The organism is Paenibacillus andongensis (genome assembly GCF_025369935.1).
Classification (GTDB): Bacteria; Bacillota; Bacilli; order Paenibacillales; family NBRC-103111; genus Paenibacillus_E; species Paenibacillus_E andongensis.
The window spans coordinates 3,900,999-3,919,666 of sequence record NZ_CP104467.1 but is presented as its reverse complement, the minus strand read 5'-3'; the positions used below and the strand labels follow the sequence as shown (position 1 = coordinate 3,919,666).

Annotated in this window: 19 protein-coding genes and 2 pseudogenes; 16 read left to right on the top strand and 5 right to left on the bottom strand. The window is 44.4% G+C overall.

The features are described 5' to 3' along the window. Positions 1-20: 20 nt before the first annotated feature. Positions 21-1,146, bottom strand: a pseudogene (locus tag NYR53_RS17520) (IS110 family RNA-guided transposase); the annotation flags it as partial. A 327-nt stretch (positions 1,147-1,473) separates the two neighbouring features. Between NYR53_RS17520 and NYR53_RS17515 the strand changes: the two are divergent. Both NYR53_RS17515 and NYR53_RS17510 read left to right on the top strand, forming a co-directional pair. Next, positions 1,474-2,115 (top strand): hypothetical protein, encoded by a 642-nt coding sequence (locus NYR53_RS17515; protein WP_261300545.1) that lies wholly within the window; start codon positions 1,474-1,476, stop codon positions 2,113-2,115. A 239-nt stretch (positions 2,116-2,354) separates the two neighbouring features. After that, positions 2,355-2,612: a Crp/Fnr family transcriptional regulator gene (locus NYR53_RS17510; RefSeq protein WP_261300544.1), complete on the top strand. Its 258-nt coding sequence runs from the start codon at positions 2,355-2,357 to the stop codon at positions 2,610-2,612. 37 nt (positions 2,613-2,649) lie between these two features. On the opposite strand, the gene NYR53_RS17505 is transcribed toward NYR53_RS17510, so the two are convergent. The 3 genes from NYR53_RS17505 to NYR53_RS17495 form a co-directional block, all read right to left on the bottom strand. Continuing rightward, a complete protein-coding gene (locus NYR53_RS17505) occupies positions 2,650-3,093 on the bottom strand; it encodes a DUF6326 family protein (RefSeq protein WP_261300543.1) in 444 nt (147 codons plus the stop codon). Positions 3,094-3,157: 64 nt separating this feature from the next. Next, positions 3,158-3,553, bottom strand: a complete 396-nt coding sequence (locus NYR53_RS17500) for a hypothetical protein (RefSeq protein WP_261300542.1) — start codon at positions 3,551-3,553, stop codon at positions 3,158-3,160. Next, positions 3,513-3,842 carry a hypothetical protein gene (locus NYR53_RS17495; protein WP_261300541.1) on the bottom strand — a complete coding sequence of 110 codons (330 nt, stop codon included), beginning with the start codon at positions 3,840-3,842 and terminating at the stop codon, positions 3,513-3,515. Before NYR53_RS17495 ends, NYR53_RS17500 begins: the two co-directional genes overlap by 41 nt. A 283-nt stretch (positions 3,843-4,125) precedes the next feature. On the opposite strand from NYR53_RS17495, the gene NYR53_RS17490 reads away from it, so the two are divergent. Then, positions 4,126-5,082 carry an NAD(P)-dependent alcohol dehydrogenase gene (locus NYR53_RS17490; RefSeq protein WP_261300540.1) on the top strand — a complete coding sequence of 319 codons (957 nt, stop codon included), beginning with the start codon at positions 4,126-4,128 and terminating at the stop codon, positions 5,080-5,082. 213 nt (positions 5,083-5,295) lie between these two features. Here the strand turns inward: NYR53_RS17490 and tnpC are convergent. Next, positions 5,296-6,102: pseudogene (tnpC, locus tag NYR53_RS17485) on the bottom strand (IS66 family transposase); the annotation flags it as partial. A 230-nt stretch (positions 6,103-6,332) separates the two neighbouring features. On the opposite strand from tnpC, the gene NYR53_RS17480 reads away from it, so the two are divergent. The 13 genes from NYR53_RS17480 (at position 6,333) to NYR53_RS17420 (ending at position 18,214) form a co-directional block, all read left to right on the top strand. Then, positions 6,333-7,352, top strand: a complete 1,020-nt coding sequence (locus tag NYR53_RS17480) for a LacI family DNA-binding transcriptional regulator (RefSeq protein WP_261300539.1) — start codon at positions 6,333-6,335, stop codon at positions 7,350-7,352. A 40-nt stretch (positions 7,353-7,392) separates the two neighbouring features. After that, positions 7,393-8,217 (top strand): ABC transporter permease, encoded by an 825-nt coding sequence (locus NYR53_RS17475; RefSeq protein WP_261300538.1) that lies wholly within the window; start codon positions 7,393-7,395, stop codon positions 8,215-8,217. Between the two features lie 34 nt (positions 8,218-8,251). After that, positions 8,252-9,283 (top strand): ABC transporter ATP-binding protein, encoded by a 1,032-nt coding sequence (locus tag NYR53_RS17470; RefSeq protein ID WP_261300537.1) that lies wholly within the window; start codon positions 8,252-8,254, stop codon positions 9,281-9,283. 24 nt (positions 9,284-9,307) lie between these two features. Continuing rightward, complete coding sequence (locus NYR53_RS17465; RefSeq protein WP_261300536.1) at positions 9,308-10,471, top strand: extracellular solute-binding protein; 1,164 nt, start codon at positions 9,308-9,310, stop codon at positions 10,469-10,471. Continuing rightward, positions 10,468-11,313 (top strand): ABC transporter permease, encoded by an 846-nt coding sequence (locus tag NYR53_RS17460; RefSeq protein WP_261300535.1) that lies wholly within the window; start codon positions 10,468-10,470, stop codon positions 11,311-11,313. The genes NYR53_RS17465 and NYR53_RS17460 overlap by 4 nt, the downstream gene beginning before the upstream one ends. 109 nt (positions 11,314-11,422) lie before the next feature. Further along, positions 11,423-11,674, top strand: coding sequence for a hypothetical protein (locus tag NYR53_RS17455; RefSeq protein WP_261300534.1), 252 nt, complete (start codon positions 11,423-11,425; stop codon positions 11,672-11,674). Further along, positions 11,674-11,775: a glycerophosphodiester phosphodiesterase family protein gene (locus NYR53_RS17450; protein ID WP_261300533.1), complete on the top strand. Its 102-nt coding sequence runs from the start codon at positions 11,674-11,676 to the stop codon at positions 11,773-11,775. Before NYR53_RS17455 ends, NYR53_RS17450 begins: the two co-directional genes overlap by 1 nt. 338 nt (positions 11,776-12,113) lie before the next feature. Further along, the gene (locus NYR53_RS17445; RefSeq protein WP_261300532.1) at positions 12,114-12,929 is read left to right on the top strand and encodes an inositol monophosphatase family protein; all 816 of its coding nucleotides are present in this window, start codon (positions 12,114-12,116) and stop codon (positions 12,927-12,929) included. Positions 12,930-13,016: 87 nt separating this feature from the next. Continuing rightward, the gene (locus tag NYR53_RS17440) at positions 13,017-13,883 is read left to right on the top strand and encodes a DUF6454 family protein (RefSeq protein WP_261300531.1); all 867 of its coding nucleotides are present in this window, start codon (positions 13,017-13,019) and stop codon (positions 13,881-13,883) included. A 551-nt stretch (positions 13,884-14,434) separates the two neighbouring features. Beyond that, positions 14,435-14,641, top strand: coding sequence for a hypothetical protein (locus NYR53_RS17435; protein WP_261300530.1), 207 nt, complete (start codon positions 14,435-14,437; stop codon positions 14,639-14,641). Positions 14,642-14,987: 346 nt separating this feature from the next. Beyond that, complete coding sequence (locus NYR53_RS17430) at positions 14,988-15,620, top strand: stalk domain-containing protein (RefSeq protein WP_261300529.1); 633 nt, start codon at positions 14,988-14,990, stop codon at positions 15,618-15,620. A gap of 641 nt (positions 15,621-16,261) precedes the next feature. Continuing rightward, the gene (gene ltrA / locus NYR53_RS17425; protein WP_261300466.1) at positions 16,262-17,596 is read left to right on the top strand and encodes a group II intron reverse transcriptase/maturase; all 1,335 of its coding nucleotides are present in this window, start codon (positions 16,262-16,264) and stop codon (positions 17,594-17,596) included. 264 nt (positions 17,597-17,860) lie between these two features. Continuing rightward, the gene (locus tag NYR53_RS17420; RefSeq protein WP_261300528.1) at positions 17,861-18,214 is read left to right on the top strand and encodes a hypothetical protein; all 354 of its coding nucleotides are present in this window, start codon (positions 17,861-17,863) and stop codon (positions 18,212-18,214) included. Positions 18,215-18,668: the final 454 nt, after the last annotated feature.

The window sequence follows — 18,668 nt, the reverse complement described above, 5'->3', positions numbered from 1 at the left end:
ATATTTCCATTCAAGACTACTTACTCTAAACGGAACTTTTCTTTATTAGTCAAGATGGCAAAAATCCAGTGGATGAGTTTATTCATACAAGTAATTATCGTTACTTTGAACAACTTTCCTTCAGCACGTTTTTTATCATAATAAGCCCTTAATTTCTTATTTCTATTACTACGAGTACCACATCGTACAGCTTGATACAGGGCAGTACGAAGTCTCCTAGAGCCATGCTTAGTGATTTTATTTTGGGTAGCTACAAACTTGCCTGAAGAAAAAACACTTGGATCAACACCGGCAAAGGCAACTAGTTTCTTTGCGTGATCAAATCGATCGATTTCCCCGATCTCAGCTAAAATTGTTGCCGCAATCTTAGTACCAATACCGGGTATCGATTGGATTAAATAATATTCAATTAACTCTTCAGCCAGGGCATCTACAGATTTATCAAGGGTTGCTAGATGTTCCTGGTATTGAAGAAGCAATTTGATGAGCAACTGCAAGGAGATCAAATGGCTTGAAAAAGCCGTCTCCTTAAAGGGATTTCGCTTTGCTGCAGCCCCTAGGATTTGAGCACGTTCCAAGCACCATGAGACGGATCTGCCACGTCCAGTAAGACGCCCGATTGCTGTTGTAAGCTCCAACTCGGTCATTTCTAGGACCTCTTTAGACGTTGGGTGTAGAGCCAGAAATCGAAGGGAAACCTTTGAATAAAGGTCACCAAATACGCCATGATATTCAGGGAAAACTTGATCCAAAATAGCCTAAAACTGTAGTTTTGCTTGGACATACATACCCGTTAAAGATTCATGTTGTCGTGTTAGATAGCATAAATCATGAGATGCTGCCCCCGCTTTTTATAGGGTTCAAACTCTTCTTTATAGAACAGCACTAGAACAGCACCCCTAATAGATGGGCATCTGCGGCATCCGTCTTCAACCGTCGCAAATTGGTTTTCTTGGCGTTATGTGAGATTAAAGGATTAATGACAATGTTCAAATACTGTTACTGGTGCTCATCCAGAAACTGAACAACGGGGCTATGATAATGGCCTGTTGCTTCCATAACAATGGATGGACGCATCCCTGAAGCTGATTCCACTCCTCTAATATAATTTAGAAAAGCCGCTAATCCTTCAAGATCATGATTAATGTCTTCCACACTATCGCATGTGATTCGGGATCAATGTCCCAACCAGCCTAACTATGGTTGAACAAGTAGGGGGGATGAACTGAATAGCTCTCGGGATCCAGGTCCCACGGGCAGAATCGTTCGATCCCCGGTACCGTTATCTTACGGCCTCAAAAAAATGAGGTCGACCAGAAATATCTGGTGACCTCATAATACGAACGGGCAGGATAGTCGAATAGTTTCAAGAATATTTCAATAAAGGATAATTCAATAGTTGTTCAAAAAGAGAGCATATTAAACACCATGAGAATTGCATCTTTGCAAGGAAAGATGAAAGGGTGAGGATTCATGGAAGTAAATATGTTAGAACGTTTACCAAATCCAATAGTCTTAAAAAAGCTATTGAAAATCCAAGCATCACTAAATATTATTCTTTGTGAAGATGAATGGCTTCGTTACCATAGGTTTGTTCAAGATTATGATGAGGGTGTTTGTATGGCGAAAATAGATAATGGGGCAGGTGACCATCTAATTATTTTGTTTTCCCCTGAAGGCACCATAATAAAAGGTTTCGATCATGAATCTGAATTAAGCCCATATGCTCTAGATGAACATAAAGTATTGCAAGGGATTTATGATGACGTTCCTAAGGAATTATTATCTTTACTTGAAGACGATGCAATTGAAAAAGATGATGTTACTTTTTGTATTTGGCGTGAAAACAGTGACACTAACTGGCACAAGGGAAAAGTTGAAATTCCAAAAGGTAAAAGCGATGGTTCTGATTTTTTAGTGGGCTGTATATTCCATACACCAGAGGATTTTGTTGAATTTGCAGAAGGTTATTTTGAATTATCACCATCATTAGATGTTGTTGCAAAAATTTACGATGATTTCCCCATTACGGTAGAGATGATCAATATCTTAAATCCCGACTGTGATGTAAAGGAAGTTCTTCAAGAATTAGAGTTATTACGCTCAAGGATTTAGTGAAGGTAAAGATGATTGCTGGCTGGGAACTATATGGTTCAACAATCAACAGCAACATAGAACTTTATTTTCACTGGACATAAATATCGCTAACTGTAAGTCCACTAATTACGGGGGAGCATTATGCAGAGTAGATTAGTACATCAAATATTTAAACAACCTTTTTACGAAAGCGAAAAATAAGTTCGAAGAAGAGGAAAAATTCTACCACTCAGTTAAGTTCAATACATTTAGAATATATGCGTCAATACACCTCTCTGACCGATGATGAGCAACGGACGATTGCGGATCAGCTCGTTATCGAAGCTTTTTCCAAAGGTACGGTTCTTCTTCGTCAGGGCGATCCGATCCGCGACTGTTACTTTGTGCTTAAGGGTTGTGTTCGGCAGTTCGCCCTCGATGAGAAAGGAAAGGAAACGACGTCGAATTTTTACACGGAAGAGCAGTTTATAGCGTTATTTACAATTCTTAGTAATGCCCGAAACCCGCGTTGCTAGCTCTCCTGCCTAGGCCACTTACATGCAGTAAAGATAATTAGTAACTCGAAGAAGGCCATTTCCATGCATACCAGATAATTAGACAAAGAAGAGCGACTTCTACAACAGCGCCAAACACCATGTGCACCCAAGCCTCTCCTGTCAAATTAAACAATGTATAGGGAATATACACCGCGGCAATAATGATATTTGCCCAGCGACTTACTTTTGCCGGCAGGGCAACAGAAAGGAAAATCATAAGAGCTGGAATTGTTACCGAAATCAGTGCTATCAATAGAAAGACATATGAAATGTCAAATTTAAATATTTTTCCTGCCAGAATACCTTCTATTTTGCCCGGCATATATAAGGCGAAATAATCAACATAAATATAGAGAAACATAAAACTCGCCCACAGCGTAGCAATCTTCAGTTTCGAACTGACTTTGATGTCTTCCAGTGCATTTTGTGCTTTATTTTGTGTATTCATATTAATCTCCATTCATAAATTAAAAGTAGTAATCCCTATATTCCACGTCATTTTACGATATTTATTCACAACACGCTCAAAACAATAACAATTGCTGTTGTACGCGCTCAATCACAACATCCTTCGTCAACTCTGGTAAATGATCATCGACGTCTATTCCCTCAAAACCTTGGAAAAAAGGAAACTGCTTCAAACACTCTAGCTCTGCTGGCAGTTCTGATGTATGCCTGCGTTCACCTTTGTCCAAAGTTGACGCTACGTCCATCAACAAGCGCAGCGGAAGCGGAATCTCTTTCTTACTTATGTCGACCGTAATCGTCTTCGAGTCGTCCGCATGCTTCATCACGTTGAAATTATCTTTGAGGTCACCGACGATGAAGTCTAGAAGGGCTTCTTCTGCTTTATTCATCGAGCGATCGTGAAAGTCGTCCTCATCTAACCACTCGTCGTTCTTGCTTAGCCTGCTCATCATCCAGGTTGATCACCTGATAATGTAGATCGTTGGTCCGGTCTACTAGATAGACTTTCTCATCGTCGCCGCTATACACGCTGCCGCTACGTTCCACGCCTATTAGGGTGAAGTCGAAATCACTGTTCATGCTGTGTTTTTCTCCCGCATCCTCCACCTTCGCCGTTCCGTCAACGTATAGCACGGCCTCACCATCCACTGTAACGGTAAAGTTCCCCTTGACCGTCGCACTCTCGATCATTTCCCCCGACATAGGGTTACCTGCCGTATTCGGGCTCGACGCCAATGCCACCACCGAAAACATACTCACTGCTGCCACCAACGCAACGATCATCAACACTTTGCTTTTCTTTTTCATCTCCTTTAAGGTTCTATGGTTTCTCTTGCCTACAACCTTAGTCTAAAGGAGAAGTATAAACACCCTCGAAAGCAATTCTAAAAATTTTCTAAAATATAACATTTTGAACCGAACGGGGCCGGGAAGACGACGGCACTGCAAGCTGGGGCGATTAAACCTGAAGGAATTTCTTGATATTAGTGCTTGCATTCAGGTGGAGTAGATAGGAGATGAATGAATGAAAGCTGTTTTGTACGATAAAAGAAATTCTACCAATGCCCTTGTTCTGAGGGAAATAGAAAAACCCATACCTAGAGACAATGAAGTTTTGGTTAAAATTTGTGCTGTATCGGTAAATGCTGCCGACTACCGATCCATGAAGATGGGAATTATTCCAAAAAGTAAAATCTTTGGCGCCGATATAGCCGGACGGGTTGATGCGGTTGGGGAAAACGCAAGCAGGTTTGCTATAGGAGATGAAGTGTTTGGAGATATTTCCGCTTTCGGCTTTGGAGGCTTTGCTGAATATGTTGCTGTTCCAGAAACTGCATTGGCTATGAAGCCAACTGGTGTTACGTTCGAAACAGCCGCTGCCGTTCCAATGGCGGCAGTCACTGCCCTGCAGGCGCTGCGGGATAAAGGACAAATCCAATGCGGACAAAAGGTCTTGATTTGCGGTGCCGGCGGTGGTGTAGGTACATTTTCGATTCAGCTAGCAAAATACTATGGCACGGAAGTCACAGCTGTTTGCGGAGAGAAAAATGTAAAGGTAATTCAGTCTCTCGGGGCAGACGATGTCATAAACTATAAGGAAAATGACTTTACCAAATGCGGCAAGCAGTATGATCTCATTCTAGCAATAAATGGGAGCCGTTCTTTATTTGCATATAAGCGTCTATTAGCGCCTAAGGGTGTTTGTGTCATCGTCGGCGGTAGTTTATCACAGGTTATCAAATCCTTGCTGTTTGGAGCATTGCTGTCAATTGGCAGCAAAAAGATGCGCTCTCTGGCGGCAAAGCCAAATACAAAGGATTTGGAATTTATCATCAAGCTTGTTGCGAATGGCAAAGTTCAGCCTGTTATTGACAGGCATTATCTGCTTCATGAAACCGCTGAAGCTGTGCAGTATCTCAGTGGTGGTCATGCCTTGGGGAAAGTCATTATTGAGGTTGCATCAGCTCCGGTGGTAGATTAGGCCGCATTAGAATTTCCATTGCAGAGTTTATGGTCTTCCCCGGCTCATATTCGTAATACAATCTGCTCCTTAAATGCCTTATCAAACTTCTTCCGCGGACCCAATTTTAGGATAAACGACAATTTGACTAGCAATTCACCTAGTTTGGAACTCCTAACAAGTGAAACTCAAACAGCCCCCATCTAGGGATGGGAGAGAAGAAATATCTACTGTTTAAGATTTCAAACGGCAATGTGCTGGCAGTGAGGCTGACCATGGCATAAACGGCTCCAGCGCCTGCAGATCGAGCTGACCTGTTAGCTGAGGCAGCTGTTCAAAGAGAAACTTCAAGTAGTCATATGGCTTGAGTCCATTTTCCTTAGCCGTTTCGACAACGCTGTAGATGCTTGCGCTGGCCTTTGCGCTTCTCGGGGTGTTAGCAATGAGCCAGTTTTTTCGCCCGATTACAAAAGGTTTGATTGACCTCTCGCTGCGGTTGTTGTCGATCTCGAGTCGTCCGTCTGCAAGGAATGCCGTCAGTTTCTCCCATTGATTTAAGCTGTAGGTGATCGCTTGTCCAGCCAAACTATTAGGTAACGTTCGGGACCGCTGGTGCTTCAGCCATGTATGGTACGCTTCGATCAGAGGAAGACTTCGTTTCTGCCGTGCTGCATAGCGTTCCTCCGGCGTTGCTTCCCTCAGATCCCGTTCAATAGCAAAGAGCTCGTTACAAAACTTCAAGCCTTGCTTCGCTACCGCATCCAGACTGCTCTTTGCCTCTGGTGGTGCTGCCTTCAGTGACTCGTCGTATTTACGCCGTGCATGCTCCCAGCAGGCGACAAGTGTCACATCGGTCACTTTGTTATAGCCTGGGTATCCATCGACATGCAGATAGCCCTTGAATCCGGCCAAATAGTTTCGCGGATGCTCGCCGCCTCGGGTTGTTTGGTAATCATATACGACAGCCGGAGCTACACTGCGTCCGCTGCGATATAACCACAGATAGGATGTGGATTCAGCTGATTTGCTTGGCTCGCGCAGTTTTAGTAGAAAATGTTTAAATCTTCTACACCAATTGAGGAGGTTTCTAATGCCGTTTTTATATGTAATAAAACGAGCAGGCCTCTCTATTTACTTAGAATAATTTACAATACCTCCACACACAGTTAATTTTCATCAAATAATTCATTGCTAGAATAACGTTATAAGCCAATTTGAAATAAAATAGTCGGTGTGGGAACCTTCCCACATGGGAAGAGGAGATTTATTTATTGAATTACACAATCATAGACATTGCAAATATTTCGGGGGTATCGAAGTCAACGGTTTCGCGCGTGATTTCCAATTCAGGCTATGTAAGTCCAGCGGCCCGTGAAAAAGTACTTGCTGCTATTGAGAAACTGCAGTATAGACCTAATGCTGTAGCCCGTGCAATGGTTTCTCGTCACACCAAAAATATCGGCGTTATTATTTACAGACAGCATCATCCGATTGCTTCCCATCCATTTTATGGAAAAATATTAGATGCTATTCTTGAAAAGGCATCGGAATTAGGGTATTCAATATTTGTCATGACGGATAAAGAAATAACCAGCAAGTCAGCGGATTTTTTGTTAGAGAAACGGGTTGACGGACTTATACTGATAAGCCGGCTTAATCAGGAATTAGTCGATTATTTCAAGAGCTCGCAAATTCCGTTCGTCATGGTTAACGGGACAGCCGATGACAGTGACGTGATTCATCTCGTCAATGACGATGGGCGGGGCGGAGAGCTGGCAGCCGAACACATGCTGTCTCTCGGATTGACTAGAATTGCCATCATTGCCGGGCCTCAGGAGCACCGCAGTCACTTTTTAAGGTTACAAGGGTTTCGGAACACATATAAGCAAAACGGTATTGAATTAGATGAAAATCAAATTTACTACGCTGATTCTTCGCAATTTGAAGAAGGTTACAAAGCCTTCCAATTTATGTGGGAGCGTTCCCATGATTTCCAAGCTATTTTTGCAACAAACGACATGATTGCACTGGGAGCAATAAAGGCCATTTACGAAAAAGGGCTGCAGGTCCCCAAAGACATTGCCGTCGTCGGGTTTGACGATATTGATTATGCGGCGATGTCCAATCCATCTTTAACTACCGTGCACAGCGCCAAAACAAGAATGGGCCATGAGGCGGTATTGATGCTGGACGAATGGATACATGGAAATACCAGACAGACCAGAATGCAGATGTTTTCTCCTGAGCTTAAAATCAGAAATTCTACAAAAACAAAAATATTGGAGAATTAATCATAAAAAAATCATTTCATCTGAGAGGAGTGAATTCCGTATGCGTTGGTATTTAAAAGGGCTAGGTCCTCGTAAAATCATTGAATTTATCGTTCTTGTAGTATTTATTATCTTCTTCTTAGGACCTCTGCTGAATTTGGCCATTTTGGCCTTCACCGGCACATGGAACTATCCAGATGTACTTCCGCACCAATGGTCTTTGAAATGGTGGACGTTTGTATTCCAGCAGGAGGATATCGCTAAATCGATTAGCTTGTCGTTTCTTATTGCTTCAATCGTGACTGCATTGTCTATTGTACTCTGTATTCCGGCCGCCTACGCGTTCGCCCGAATCCGTTTCCCGCTCAGCCGCTTCTTCCTGTTTTCCTTTCTGCTCACGCACGCATTTCCGAAAATGGGGCTGTATGTGTCGATTGCGGTTCTGTTCTACAAACTTGGTTTAATGAACACTTTGGTAGGCGTCGTATTGATTCATATGATTAACGTGCTCATGTTCATGACCTGGATTCCGACGGCCGCGTTCCGTAACGTTCATGCTGCCCAAGAAGAGTCAGCTAGAGATGTGGGAGCGAGCCCATTTCGAGTATTTCGCAGCATCACGCTTCCAATGGCAATGCCGGGCATTATTGTCGCTTCGATCTTTACGTTTTTGAATTCGCTCGATGAGGCGCAAGGCACATTCCTGGTCGGCATCCCTCATTATAAAACGATGCCGATCGTCATGTATTCGATCATCGCCGACTATCCTGCATATGCCGGAGCCGTATTCTCTATCATTTTAACGGCGCCAACGATCATTCTGCTGCTCGTCGCGCAGCGATTCGTCAGCGCGGATATTATGTCCAGCGGATTTCAAATCAAATGACAGCACAACGGATCAGATAAAAAAGGTGGTTAATATGGATATTCAACTTTCAGTACAAAAACTGACAAAACGCTATAAAACCGGAGAAGGCGTATCCGACATCTCGCTCGATGTTCTGAAAGGCGAGCTGATCACGCTGCTTGGTCCGTCCGGCTGCGGCAAAACGACGGTGCTTCGCAGCATAGGCGGGTTTCTAGCCCCGGATTCAGGCGACATTCTCATTGAAGGCAAAGGCGTTCTGCAGGCTCCCCCGGAAAAACGCCCGACTTCAATGGTATTCCAGGGCTATAATCTTTGGCCGCATATGACCGTTTACGAAAATTTGGCGTTCGGCTTAAAAATACGAAAAATGAAGAAGGCCGAAATCGATCAAGCGATATCCGAAGTGCTGAAGCTCGTCCGATTGCCTGGGTCGGAGCATAAATATCCGTCTCAGCTTTCCGGCGGTCAACAGCAGCGGATCGCAGTTGCCAGATCGCTGCTGTTGAAACCGGCCGTTCTGCTGCTGGATGAGCCCTTCTCAGCACTCGACGCCAAACTTCGGCACGAGATGAGAGAAGAATTGCGTGAAATCCAGGCCAATACAGGCCTGACCATGGTGTTTGTCACCCATGATCAGGAGGAAGCGCTGTCGATCTCCGATCGCATCGTCGTCATGAACCATGGACACATCGAGCAAATTGCGTCGCCGCAGCATATTTATGATGAGCCCAATACGCTCTTCGTCGCGCAATTTATCGGTAAAATGAATTTTGTTAAGGGGGTGGTAGCAGGTGATCGGGTGAGCGTTGGACAACAGTCATTCCCGAATTACAAACAGCTTTCCGGAAATGTGAAACTGGCAGTTCGCCCTGAAGATGTAATCGTAAATGGCAATGAAGGACAAGGCCTTTCAGGAACGATCAAGCAGATTATGGTACTGGGGCATTATGCTGAAGTATCCATTCATTTGCGGGATCACGGAATTATTCGAGCCTTTCAACCGCGTCATAACGTCAAAGATCTTCATACTGGCCAAGAAGTTGATGTAATCTTTGCAAAAGTAATAGCTTTTCCGGAATCCTAACTATTATTAAGGAGGAATTTATCCATGTTTAGCAAGAAAACCGCCATTATGCTTACGACTCTATTCACCATCACCGGTACTGTATTAGCAGGCTGCGGCATGAAAGAGACCCCTGCAACTGCCAATCCCGCTTCCAGCTCCAAGCCTGCTGCACAGCCTGTAGAAATTTCGCTTTATGTGACAAGCTCGCAAAACGTTAAGGATTTCTGGAATGCAGTCATTCCTAAATTCGAGAAACAAGTACCTGATGTAAAAGTAAATTTAGTATTCACTGCATCCGGCACGGGATCCCAACCGACATATGACCGCATTCTTGCTGCCAAGCAAGCGAATAAAGGCTCAGGCGATATCGATATCCTTGAAGACTCCTTGGCATCTGTGACGCGCGGCCAAAAAGACGGTCTTTGGGAGACAGTAAGCACCGATAAAATTTCGAACTTGGGCAAGGTTGATCCTTCGACGATGAAAGATATTTCCAATATGGCTGTTCCATATCGTTCATCCGCTGTCGTGTTGGCTTATAACAGCGACAAAGTAAAAAAACCTCCGGCCAACTTGGACGAATTGTACGCTTGGATCAAAGCGAATCCGCAAAAATTCGCTTATAACGACCCGTCCACCGGCGGTTCCGGCAACTCTTTTGTAACGACGTCAATTTATAAATCATTGCCGACTGAAGCGATTCACAGTTCCGATCCAAGCATTCTGAAGCAATGGGATCAAGGTTTTGCGATGCTGAAGGATCTCGGAAAATATGTGTACGGCAAAGGCATTTATCCAAAGAAAAATCAAGGAACGCTTGATTTGCTCACTAGCGGAGAAGTTGACATGATTCCGGCATGGTCCGATATGGTTCTCGATCAAACCGCTAAAGGCCAACTGCCAAAATCGACAAAAATGACGCAAATTACGCCAGGGTTTAACGGAGGACCTGCTTATTTGATGGTACCTCAGCTTTCCACGAAAAAAGAGGCTGTCTATAAATTCCTGAACTACGTCATGTCTCCGGAAGCGCAATCCGTCGTCGTCGATAGTTTGCACGGCTTCCCGGGCATCCAGCTTTCGAGTATGCCGCAAGACGTTCAAGACGCTTTCAAAGGCGCTGCAGCAGGATTCCGCTCTTTCAATATCGGCGAACTGGACAAAGAGATAAATAAACGTTGGCAAAGTGAAGTTGCTGCCCAATGAGCAAACAGGTGAAAATGGGGATATTGGGATTACTTATGGTAATCCCCTCTTTTTTATTGCTGTTCGTCACCGTTGTCATTCCGATTGTCATTTCGTTTAAAGAAAGCTTAACTAACAAGGCCGGCGGCTACGATTTGTCCAATTATCAATATTTATTTACAAATAAGCTGATGCGGTCAAACATCATTTTCACACTGGAAGTTACGATCATTTCCGTCATTCTCGTGCTGATCATCAGCTATGCGCTGGCCGTATACATGAGATTCAATACCGGAGCATTGGCTGGCTTGATTCGCAAAACGTACATGATTCCCATCTTTATTCCGTCCGTTATCGCTACGTACGGTTTAATCCAGCTGCTGGGCAACCATGGTTGGATCGCCCGCATTTTGGAGACGGCGCATGCGGGACCGCTGCCGCGCATCATTTTCGATATGAAAGGGATCATTATCGCCCAATTGTGGTTTAATATTCCGTTTACGACCATGCTGCTCGGTTCCGCCTTATCCGGAGTCCCGAACTCGGTTATCGAAAGCGCGAAGGACGTTGGAGCCGGCGGCTTGCGAATCTTTTTCCGATTTGTGCTGCCTCTTACCTTTAAAACCACGCTCGTTGCGGTCACCTTTGCATTTATGGGCGTTCTCGGTTCGTTTACTGCTCCCTTTCTTCTTGGACCCAATGCACCGCAAATGCTGGGTGTATCGATGGAGCAAATTTTCAACGTATTCCAGGAAAGACAACTGGCTGCAGCGACTGCTTTCTTTACGTTCCTGCTATGCTCCGTGATGGGGTATTTTTATATCCGGAGCATGATTAAAGAAGAGAGCGCGAAACTATCATGAGCCGAATCATCCTTGATGTACAAGGGCAAGTGACGCCTGCTACTTCGAAAATGCATATTTCCAATAAGTTTCACCTCAGTCAGCCAAGAGGAAAACTATCGATCAGCCGGTGTCGATCACCTATTTTAACATCGACGATGACGATGAGAGCATGGTAACCCGAGCCGTTCGCGCCATCACAGCAGACAAAGCTTCTGTGACGATCGGACCGCTCGTAACGTTGGAAATCAACACCGATCTTTCTTCATACAAGATTGGTGATCGTATACCGCGCCAAGATCAGCGATCTGAATACAGGTTGCATGCAGCTGCAGATTTTTCAGTGCGGAAAGGGATTTGGCAACGATTGATAACACCTTGATGTCCGTTGAAATCGGGCTCAATCTCGGAGCGGACATCGTTGAAGAAGACGTGCGAGTAACGAAGGACGGCATTCCGGTACTGGCCCATGATGATTTTTGAAATATGTCGGACGGTCGAAAGTGCCATATTTCTCAAATGACCTACAAAGAGCTAAGCGAGCGGTAGTTTCTGTGGACCCACTGCACTATCTGTTGCGCAAACCACTTATGTTTAAACCGCAGTGGGTGAACGCGGCTCTTTTACTCATGACTGCTGTACAACTTCCATCCGAAAATGGAGTGGCCCGAACGGTTTCAGCGTTTATCGAGCTCTAAGTAACTTATAAAGAAATGGATTCCCTCGATCTTCTCAGAGGGTGATCGCGAACGGCTTCAAGCGAAATGGAAATCCTCTCCGGATAGAGCCTGAACCAAGATGCATATGTAAAGGATGAATGAATGATGAATCAAGCCAATGAAGAAACCTTACTACAGTCTGCCATAGCGTATGCCAAACAAGCGGGGGATCTCATTCGCGGGCGAATGGGCAATTTAGGAGACATTCAGGAAAAAAAGAACGGCTCCGATTTAGTAACCAAAGTGGATATGCTCAGCGAATCATTATTGCGGAATCATATTTTAAAGGATTACAGTGACCATTGGATTTTGTCGGAAGAAGATAACGGTACGGTGAATTCCTATGAAGCCTTGCAGAAAAAGGGATCAGGCTTAGGCTGGATTATTGATCCGATCGACGGTACTACCAATTTTATCCACGGAATTCCCCATTTTGCCGTATCGATAGGCATTGTTCGGGATCAGGAGCCTTTCATCGGTGTCGTTTATAACCCGTTGACGGATGAATTATTACATGCCAGAAAACATTTTGGAGCTTTCCGCAACGGTGAGCCCATCCAAGCGGGAAAAGAAAAACGATTAGGCGAATCCTTGCTTGCCGCAGGCTTCCAGGCTGAGGAATGGGGACCTAATTCTCATCTTTTGAAGCAGATGGACAAGCTGACGGGAAACTGCCGCAATCTGCGGATGAACGGGGCAGCCAGTCTCGATTTGTGCTGGGTCGCCATGGGGAGGTTGACCGGCTTCTGGCATAGTGGTCTACATCCCTGGGATACTGCGGCGGGTGTGTTGATTGTTCGTGAAGCAGGAGGTCAAGTAACCGACAATCACGGTAATCCATATCAGCTGCATCATGACACATTGGTTGCTTCAAACGGAAAGATTCATTCTGAATTTCTATCAGGGATAGAGCTTTAAGGGGTTTCCTTGTTGAAAATTTTGAACTATCAAGAAACAAAAGCACAATCAATAAAACCCAGTCTAACTGTGGAAGGACAAGCACATATGGATAACCATAAACTCATCGCTCAGTTCCGAAATCTTACACGCAACACGAAATGGGAGCAAAAAGATAAGATTGATCTACAATTTAACAACTATCACTCACAAGGAATGGTTCGAATCGGGGACCTCTTCTATTTGTCCTCGGTTGAACTTATCGAAAAGCCAGTAAAATATGACCAGCCCCAGCACGGTTATGACCGTACTCCTGGAAAGGGAATCGGTCACCTGTTTGTTTTTGATAAACAGGGGAAGCTTGTGAATGATATGCCCTTGGGTGAAGGGAACATCTATCACCCAGGCGGTATTGATTTCGATGGTAATAATATTTGGGTACCTGTCGCCGAATACCGACCCAACAGCCAATCTATTGTTTACAAAGTAGATCCTAAGACTATGAAAGCAGAAGAATCGTTCCGAGTCCATGATCATATCGGAGGATTGGTCCGTGACGGTCAAAATGGAAAGCTTATAGGTAACAGCTGGGGTTCGCGCAAGTTCTATGAATGGAACCAAAATGGGCAGCAGCTGCTTGTGAAAGAAAACTCGAGTCACTTTGTGGATTATCAAGATGGTCATTATGTAGGCGAAGGGAAAATGATTTTGAGCGGTATCTCTGAGCTGGTCAATCCTGCAGGCCGCAATTCCAAGCCGTACGAGCTGGGTGGATTAGCCCTGATAGACACGAAAACGTTGGATACGATTCATGAAGTACCCATCACTGAGTTTTCTCCGCAAGGACACGTAATTACCCGTAATCCGGTGTTCGTGGAGAACACCGGTCAAGAGCTGCGTCTTTATGCTGTACCGGATGACGATCACGGGTCTATGCTGGTATATGAAACAAGCAATTTGAATAATAAACTATAATCTTATCTTGCAGTAGGACATCTGGCTCTGGTGCAACAATTAAAACTGATCAAAGAAATCCATGATATTTGGTTTGATTATGCTGTCAAACCAAACAATTTATTGATTAATTCAACTTCAGACAGGGCAGACGAATGATTGCATTCGACCTGCCCTTTTCTTATCCTATGCATTTTGACGCCTTACGATGTGGCTGTGGTAAATGCGGCGGGAGTAAGAAGAAGTCGAATGGGAGAAGTATCCCCCTATCGAACGATATCGTATTTTTATTTTGGGCAAAGAATCCCTTGCGTCCTATGTCATTACGTAGAATTCGGAAAGTTAGTATCGTGGGATCCGCCGCCCCTTGTGGAAGCCTTCTCGTAATCGGAAAATCTCTTTTCCAGGCTGCAAGATGCCTACTCAGAAACGGTTTTGTCATTGCTAGTAGCCAGACGCCAAACGGCGTAACCGGATTCATAGTGTTTAAACGCCGTCGAAGAGGTCAACCTAACTCTTGTTGCTCTGATTCACATCTAAGAGCTCCAGGAATTAAAAGGAGATCCCCAGGAGTGTACTTTGCAGATGCTGATTTAGAGTGCTCTGGGCTGTGTACAGGTAGGGATAGAGATATTGTGTATGATTGGAAATTAACACCTACGGATAAAGATAATCCAGGTAATCTAAGAATTGTAGGAAGTTCACGTAAGGTAGGTGACGGCACAGTTCAAGTAGCTGGAACTGGTACTTTTGATTTAAATGTATTAGTTACGTTTTAGTGTACCGCTGGCCCTCTCGTAACAGCACTATGTAGTAGCCAAGCAACGGTTAGATTCACCCAGTAATAGGGAGAAAGTGCAAGGAATCAAATGAGTCTTTAAATTACGGTTTTGGGGTATATTCCACACCACAGAGTATCTGTGGTGTTTTTCTTATTGAACAAACGGATACGATAGTTAAGTTGAGCAGACTGCCACGGCAGTCTGCTTTGTTCGTTGAAGTAACGGGCAGATTAGTGGAATATCGTACCAATAGAAGTTTTGTAAAAAATTCCAATTTCAATGATAACTTATTACTTATTTGCTTCGTCTAATTCGTTAGAATGAACATTGGGAGTGATGAATTTTGAAAAAGTTTGTTTTAGGTCTAATTTGCGGAATTGGTTTAACCGCGACAACTGCTGTTTATGCCTCAGACACAATTCAAGCGTATTTGTTTCCTGCGAAATTCGAAGTGAATGGACAAAACAAAGAAATCGACAGTGAATATACGGTATTAAACTATAACGGTCATGCTTACGTACCTGTACGTTTTGTAGCAGAAAGCTTGGGTCTTGGAATAAGGTATGCAGACAAAGACAATGTGATTTCGATTATGAATGAGCCAACTAATGTTGACGTAGTAACAAAAAAGGTTTGGCTGGTCCAATACCGCATAACTAACGGAGTGGACAGAAATTATGTAAAAGGTCTTTTAGGCGAACCAAGCGTAGAACGGACGAATGATGATTCACAACAAGCGGTTTGGAGATATGATATATCGCCGATCCAAGGATATAAATACGATGATTTAAACAAAATTGACGTTAAGGGTCTTGAACAAGGAGACATTAAAGCTCAGATTTTCATTCATTGGTCTAATGAAGGCAAAGTTGAAAGAATTGCATTGTGGTACACAAAAAATAAAGATAAAGATAAATGGATTCACGTGAACTATTTATACGAAGACGGTTCAACCACAGATGCTATTTACGAATAAAGCTGGAAAAGCATCATTAAAGATGGTGTATCACTACGCTAACGGAAAACGATAGTTGAGGGGCTTTCTTCGCAAGCTCCTCTTTTTGTTCATTCAAGTAACGGACAGTGCGCGCCTAGCCAAGCTAGGCACAACTTACTGATGCAAGTTCAGTCGGGGTAAGGTCCAAGCCGCCCCGTAGCTAGCAGGCAGACGTCGGCGAAATCCGGCGGCTGAAGCCCTGTGAAAAGTCGCGCCTCGCGCGATGAAGCAAATCTGCAGGCCGTAATGAAAATGAATCCTACCGCATCGTGAAACTGAACCCGGGAGGGATAAGAGGGAGCCGAGCCACGACTGCCCCGGCGAAGGCCATGGAACGCGCAAAGATCTTGGAATGCAGCGCAAAAGAACCCTCCGGTGTAAAGGGATCGGCATGCAGAGACAGTTGTGTTTGGAACTAGGGAGACCCTCCCCCGCACGAAGTTTTTTTTTTCGTAACAAGCAAACCTATAAGCCCCAAAGGTGAAATGGCGAGCTGCGGGAAGGGAGTCGGAGGGGGCCATACTACCAATGATCCGGCGGACAACATAACCCCGGGGAGGGAAGGGCGCCGAAAGGCAATACCCCACTTCGTTTACGGGATATCAAGGAGGTAAGAGCAAGTGAATGCCGAATACACGGCTAACGCCACCAATGAAAACGCTCGACAACTCCAAAATACCCTCTATCTTGCGGCTAAGGAGAACCCAAAGCGTAAGTTTCATGCGCTGTACGACAAAGTATTCCGGAAAGATATCCTGCAAGAAGCATGGAGAAGAGTGAAAACCAATCGTGGAAGTGCCGGCATCGATGGACAATCAATCGAATTCATCGTCCGAGAGATTGGCGAAGAATCCTTCATCGAAGAGATCAGGCAACAGCTAATGAATGGGGAATACCGACCTTCTCCGGTCAAACGGAAAGAGATTCCGAAGCCGGACGGAAAGGCACGTCCCTTGGGTATTCCAACAGTCCGTGACCGGACTGTTCAGATGGCAACCAAACTGGTGATCGAAGGTATATTCGAATCAGATTTTAAAGATTGCTCTTACGGATTTCGCCCCAAACGGTCGGCTCACCACGCTATAAAGAGCATCCGGGAAAGCATCAATTGGGGCGTCATCAACTGGGTGGTCGACGTAGATATAACAGGCTACTTCGATAATATCTCCCACAGCAAGCTGATGAAACTGGTCGAAGAACGCATCTGCGACAGGCGCATTCTAAAGTTAATTAGACAGTGGCTTGAAGCAGGCGTTATGAAGGATGGCGTATGGCACAAAACGGAGATCGGTAGCCCACAAGGCGGTGTAATATCTCCTCTTCTCGCCAACATTTATCTCAACTACCTCGATACGATATGGGAGAAACAATTCTCTCATCTGGGCAAGCTAGTAAGGTATGCAGACGATCTTGTCATTCTATGCCGGTACAAACCGCAGGCACTCGAAGCTATTCATGTACTCAAGGCTATCTTCGGAAAACTAGAGTTGACCATGAACACATCCAAATCAAAGTTAGTATGTCTATGGAAGAATCAGGATGGGTTTGACTTTCTTGGCTTTCACCATAGGAAGATGCCGCATCTCCATAAAAAGGGGGTTATGTATAGACTTCGAAGCTTTCCATCGAAGAAAGCGATGAAGAAGATGCGTACTCGTTTGAACGAAGAAACGGCATCCCGAGGACGGTTAAACTGGCCGTTAAAGCAAATGGTTGGGCTACTGAATCCTATGATCCAAGGGTGGCGTAACTTCTACGCTCATCTGGATGTAGATCGAAGTATGGCAAACCGTTTCCTTGCGAAAGTGGACTGGTACATCCTGAGGAGATTGAGACTGTTCTGGAATAACAAACATAGGAAGCGCAAGCGGAATTGGTCAGAAATGCATATTCTGCTTCAACGTACAGGACTGAAAACATTATGCACTTGGGTAAAACCGTACTGCCCTGGATGAAGAACGTCGGAAAGCCGTATGCGGGAAAACTGCATGTACGGTTTGATGAGGAGGGGCTGGGATCTCCAGCCCTTTACTCTACTTCCAATATTTATTGGAACAATCATGCCCCCTTTGACGTCTACTAATCAATGATGCTTATTAAGCACCTAGGAGGTGAGTGTTTATGAAACAATTCATAAAGGTGAATCTTGTGTTTCTGATAGTAACCCTTCTATTTACCGCCTGTGGTGCCAAAATGGTAAGACGCAGGAGCCATCAACATTGGACCCCGCCATTAAGAAGTTTATGGCTGAGCCAAAGCTTATTCACAAAGATGACCAATTCGAGATGAAACTGAACATTGAGAAGACGAAATTCAAAGTAGGCGAACCTATCGTTTACTCTGCATCGCTCACTTACATTGGAAACAACAAGTCAATCTTTATCTGGGGCGGTCATACATACATTCTGTTTTCCGTGACAGATGGCAAAAAGATTAAGATGGAGAGCGTGAATACGGCAGAAGTGACCGCTACGAAATTGAGTCAAGGAGAAACACACGAATATCCTTTTTTTAAAAGCGGTAGCTACTCCGCTAATGACCCTGATGCAGGATTCTGGAAGAAATTTTATTGATACTGCCAGCAGGAACGTACCTAATCACAGCCAGAAGCGACTTTTCGCTAACAGAGAAAGTTATAGATAGCCATTATAACGGTGAAGTGCACACGACAATTACCGTGGAATAAGAAGTAGGCGAGGCAGGCAATCCATGGCAGACTTTTGTTAAACTACCCTGAAAGTAGCCGATCACCAATCGAATTTTCATTATTCTGGTGGTGTCCCGTGAGGGACATGGATGGCTAACGGAATACACTATAGTTCAATCGCGAGATGACGGCAGCTGGTATACGATCGGCTGCCTTTTCCATTGAAGTAACGGGCAGGATAGTTCCAATATGTGTTAATATTAGTGAGTCCTTATATTTGATTTTTGAGGAGTAAAAGACATTCAAAACACCTCCGGAATAGAATCTCGTTCATTTGGTGTTGAGGGATTTTAATCTGCATTTCATCCAAAAGCTATCTA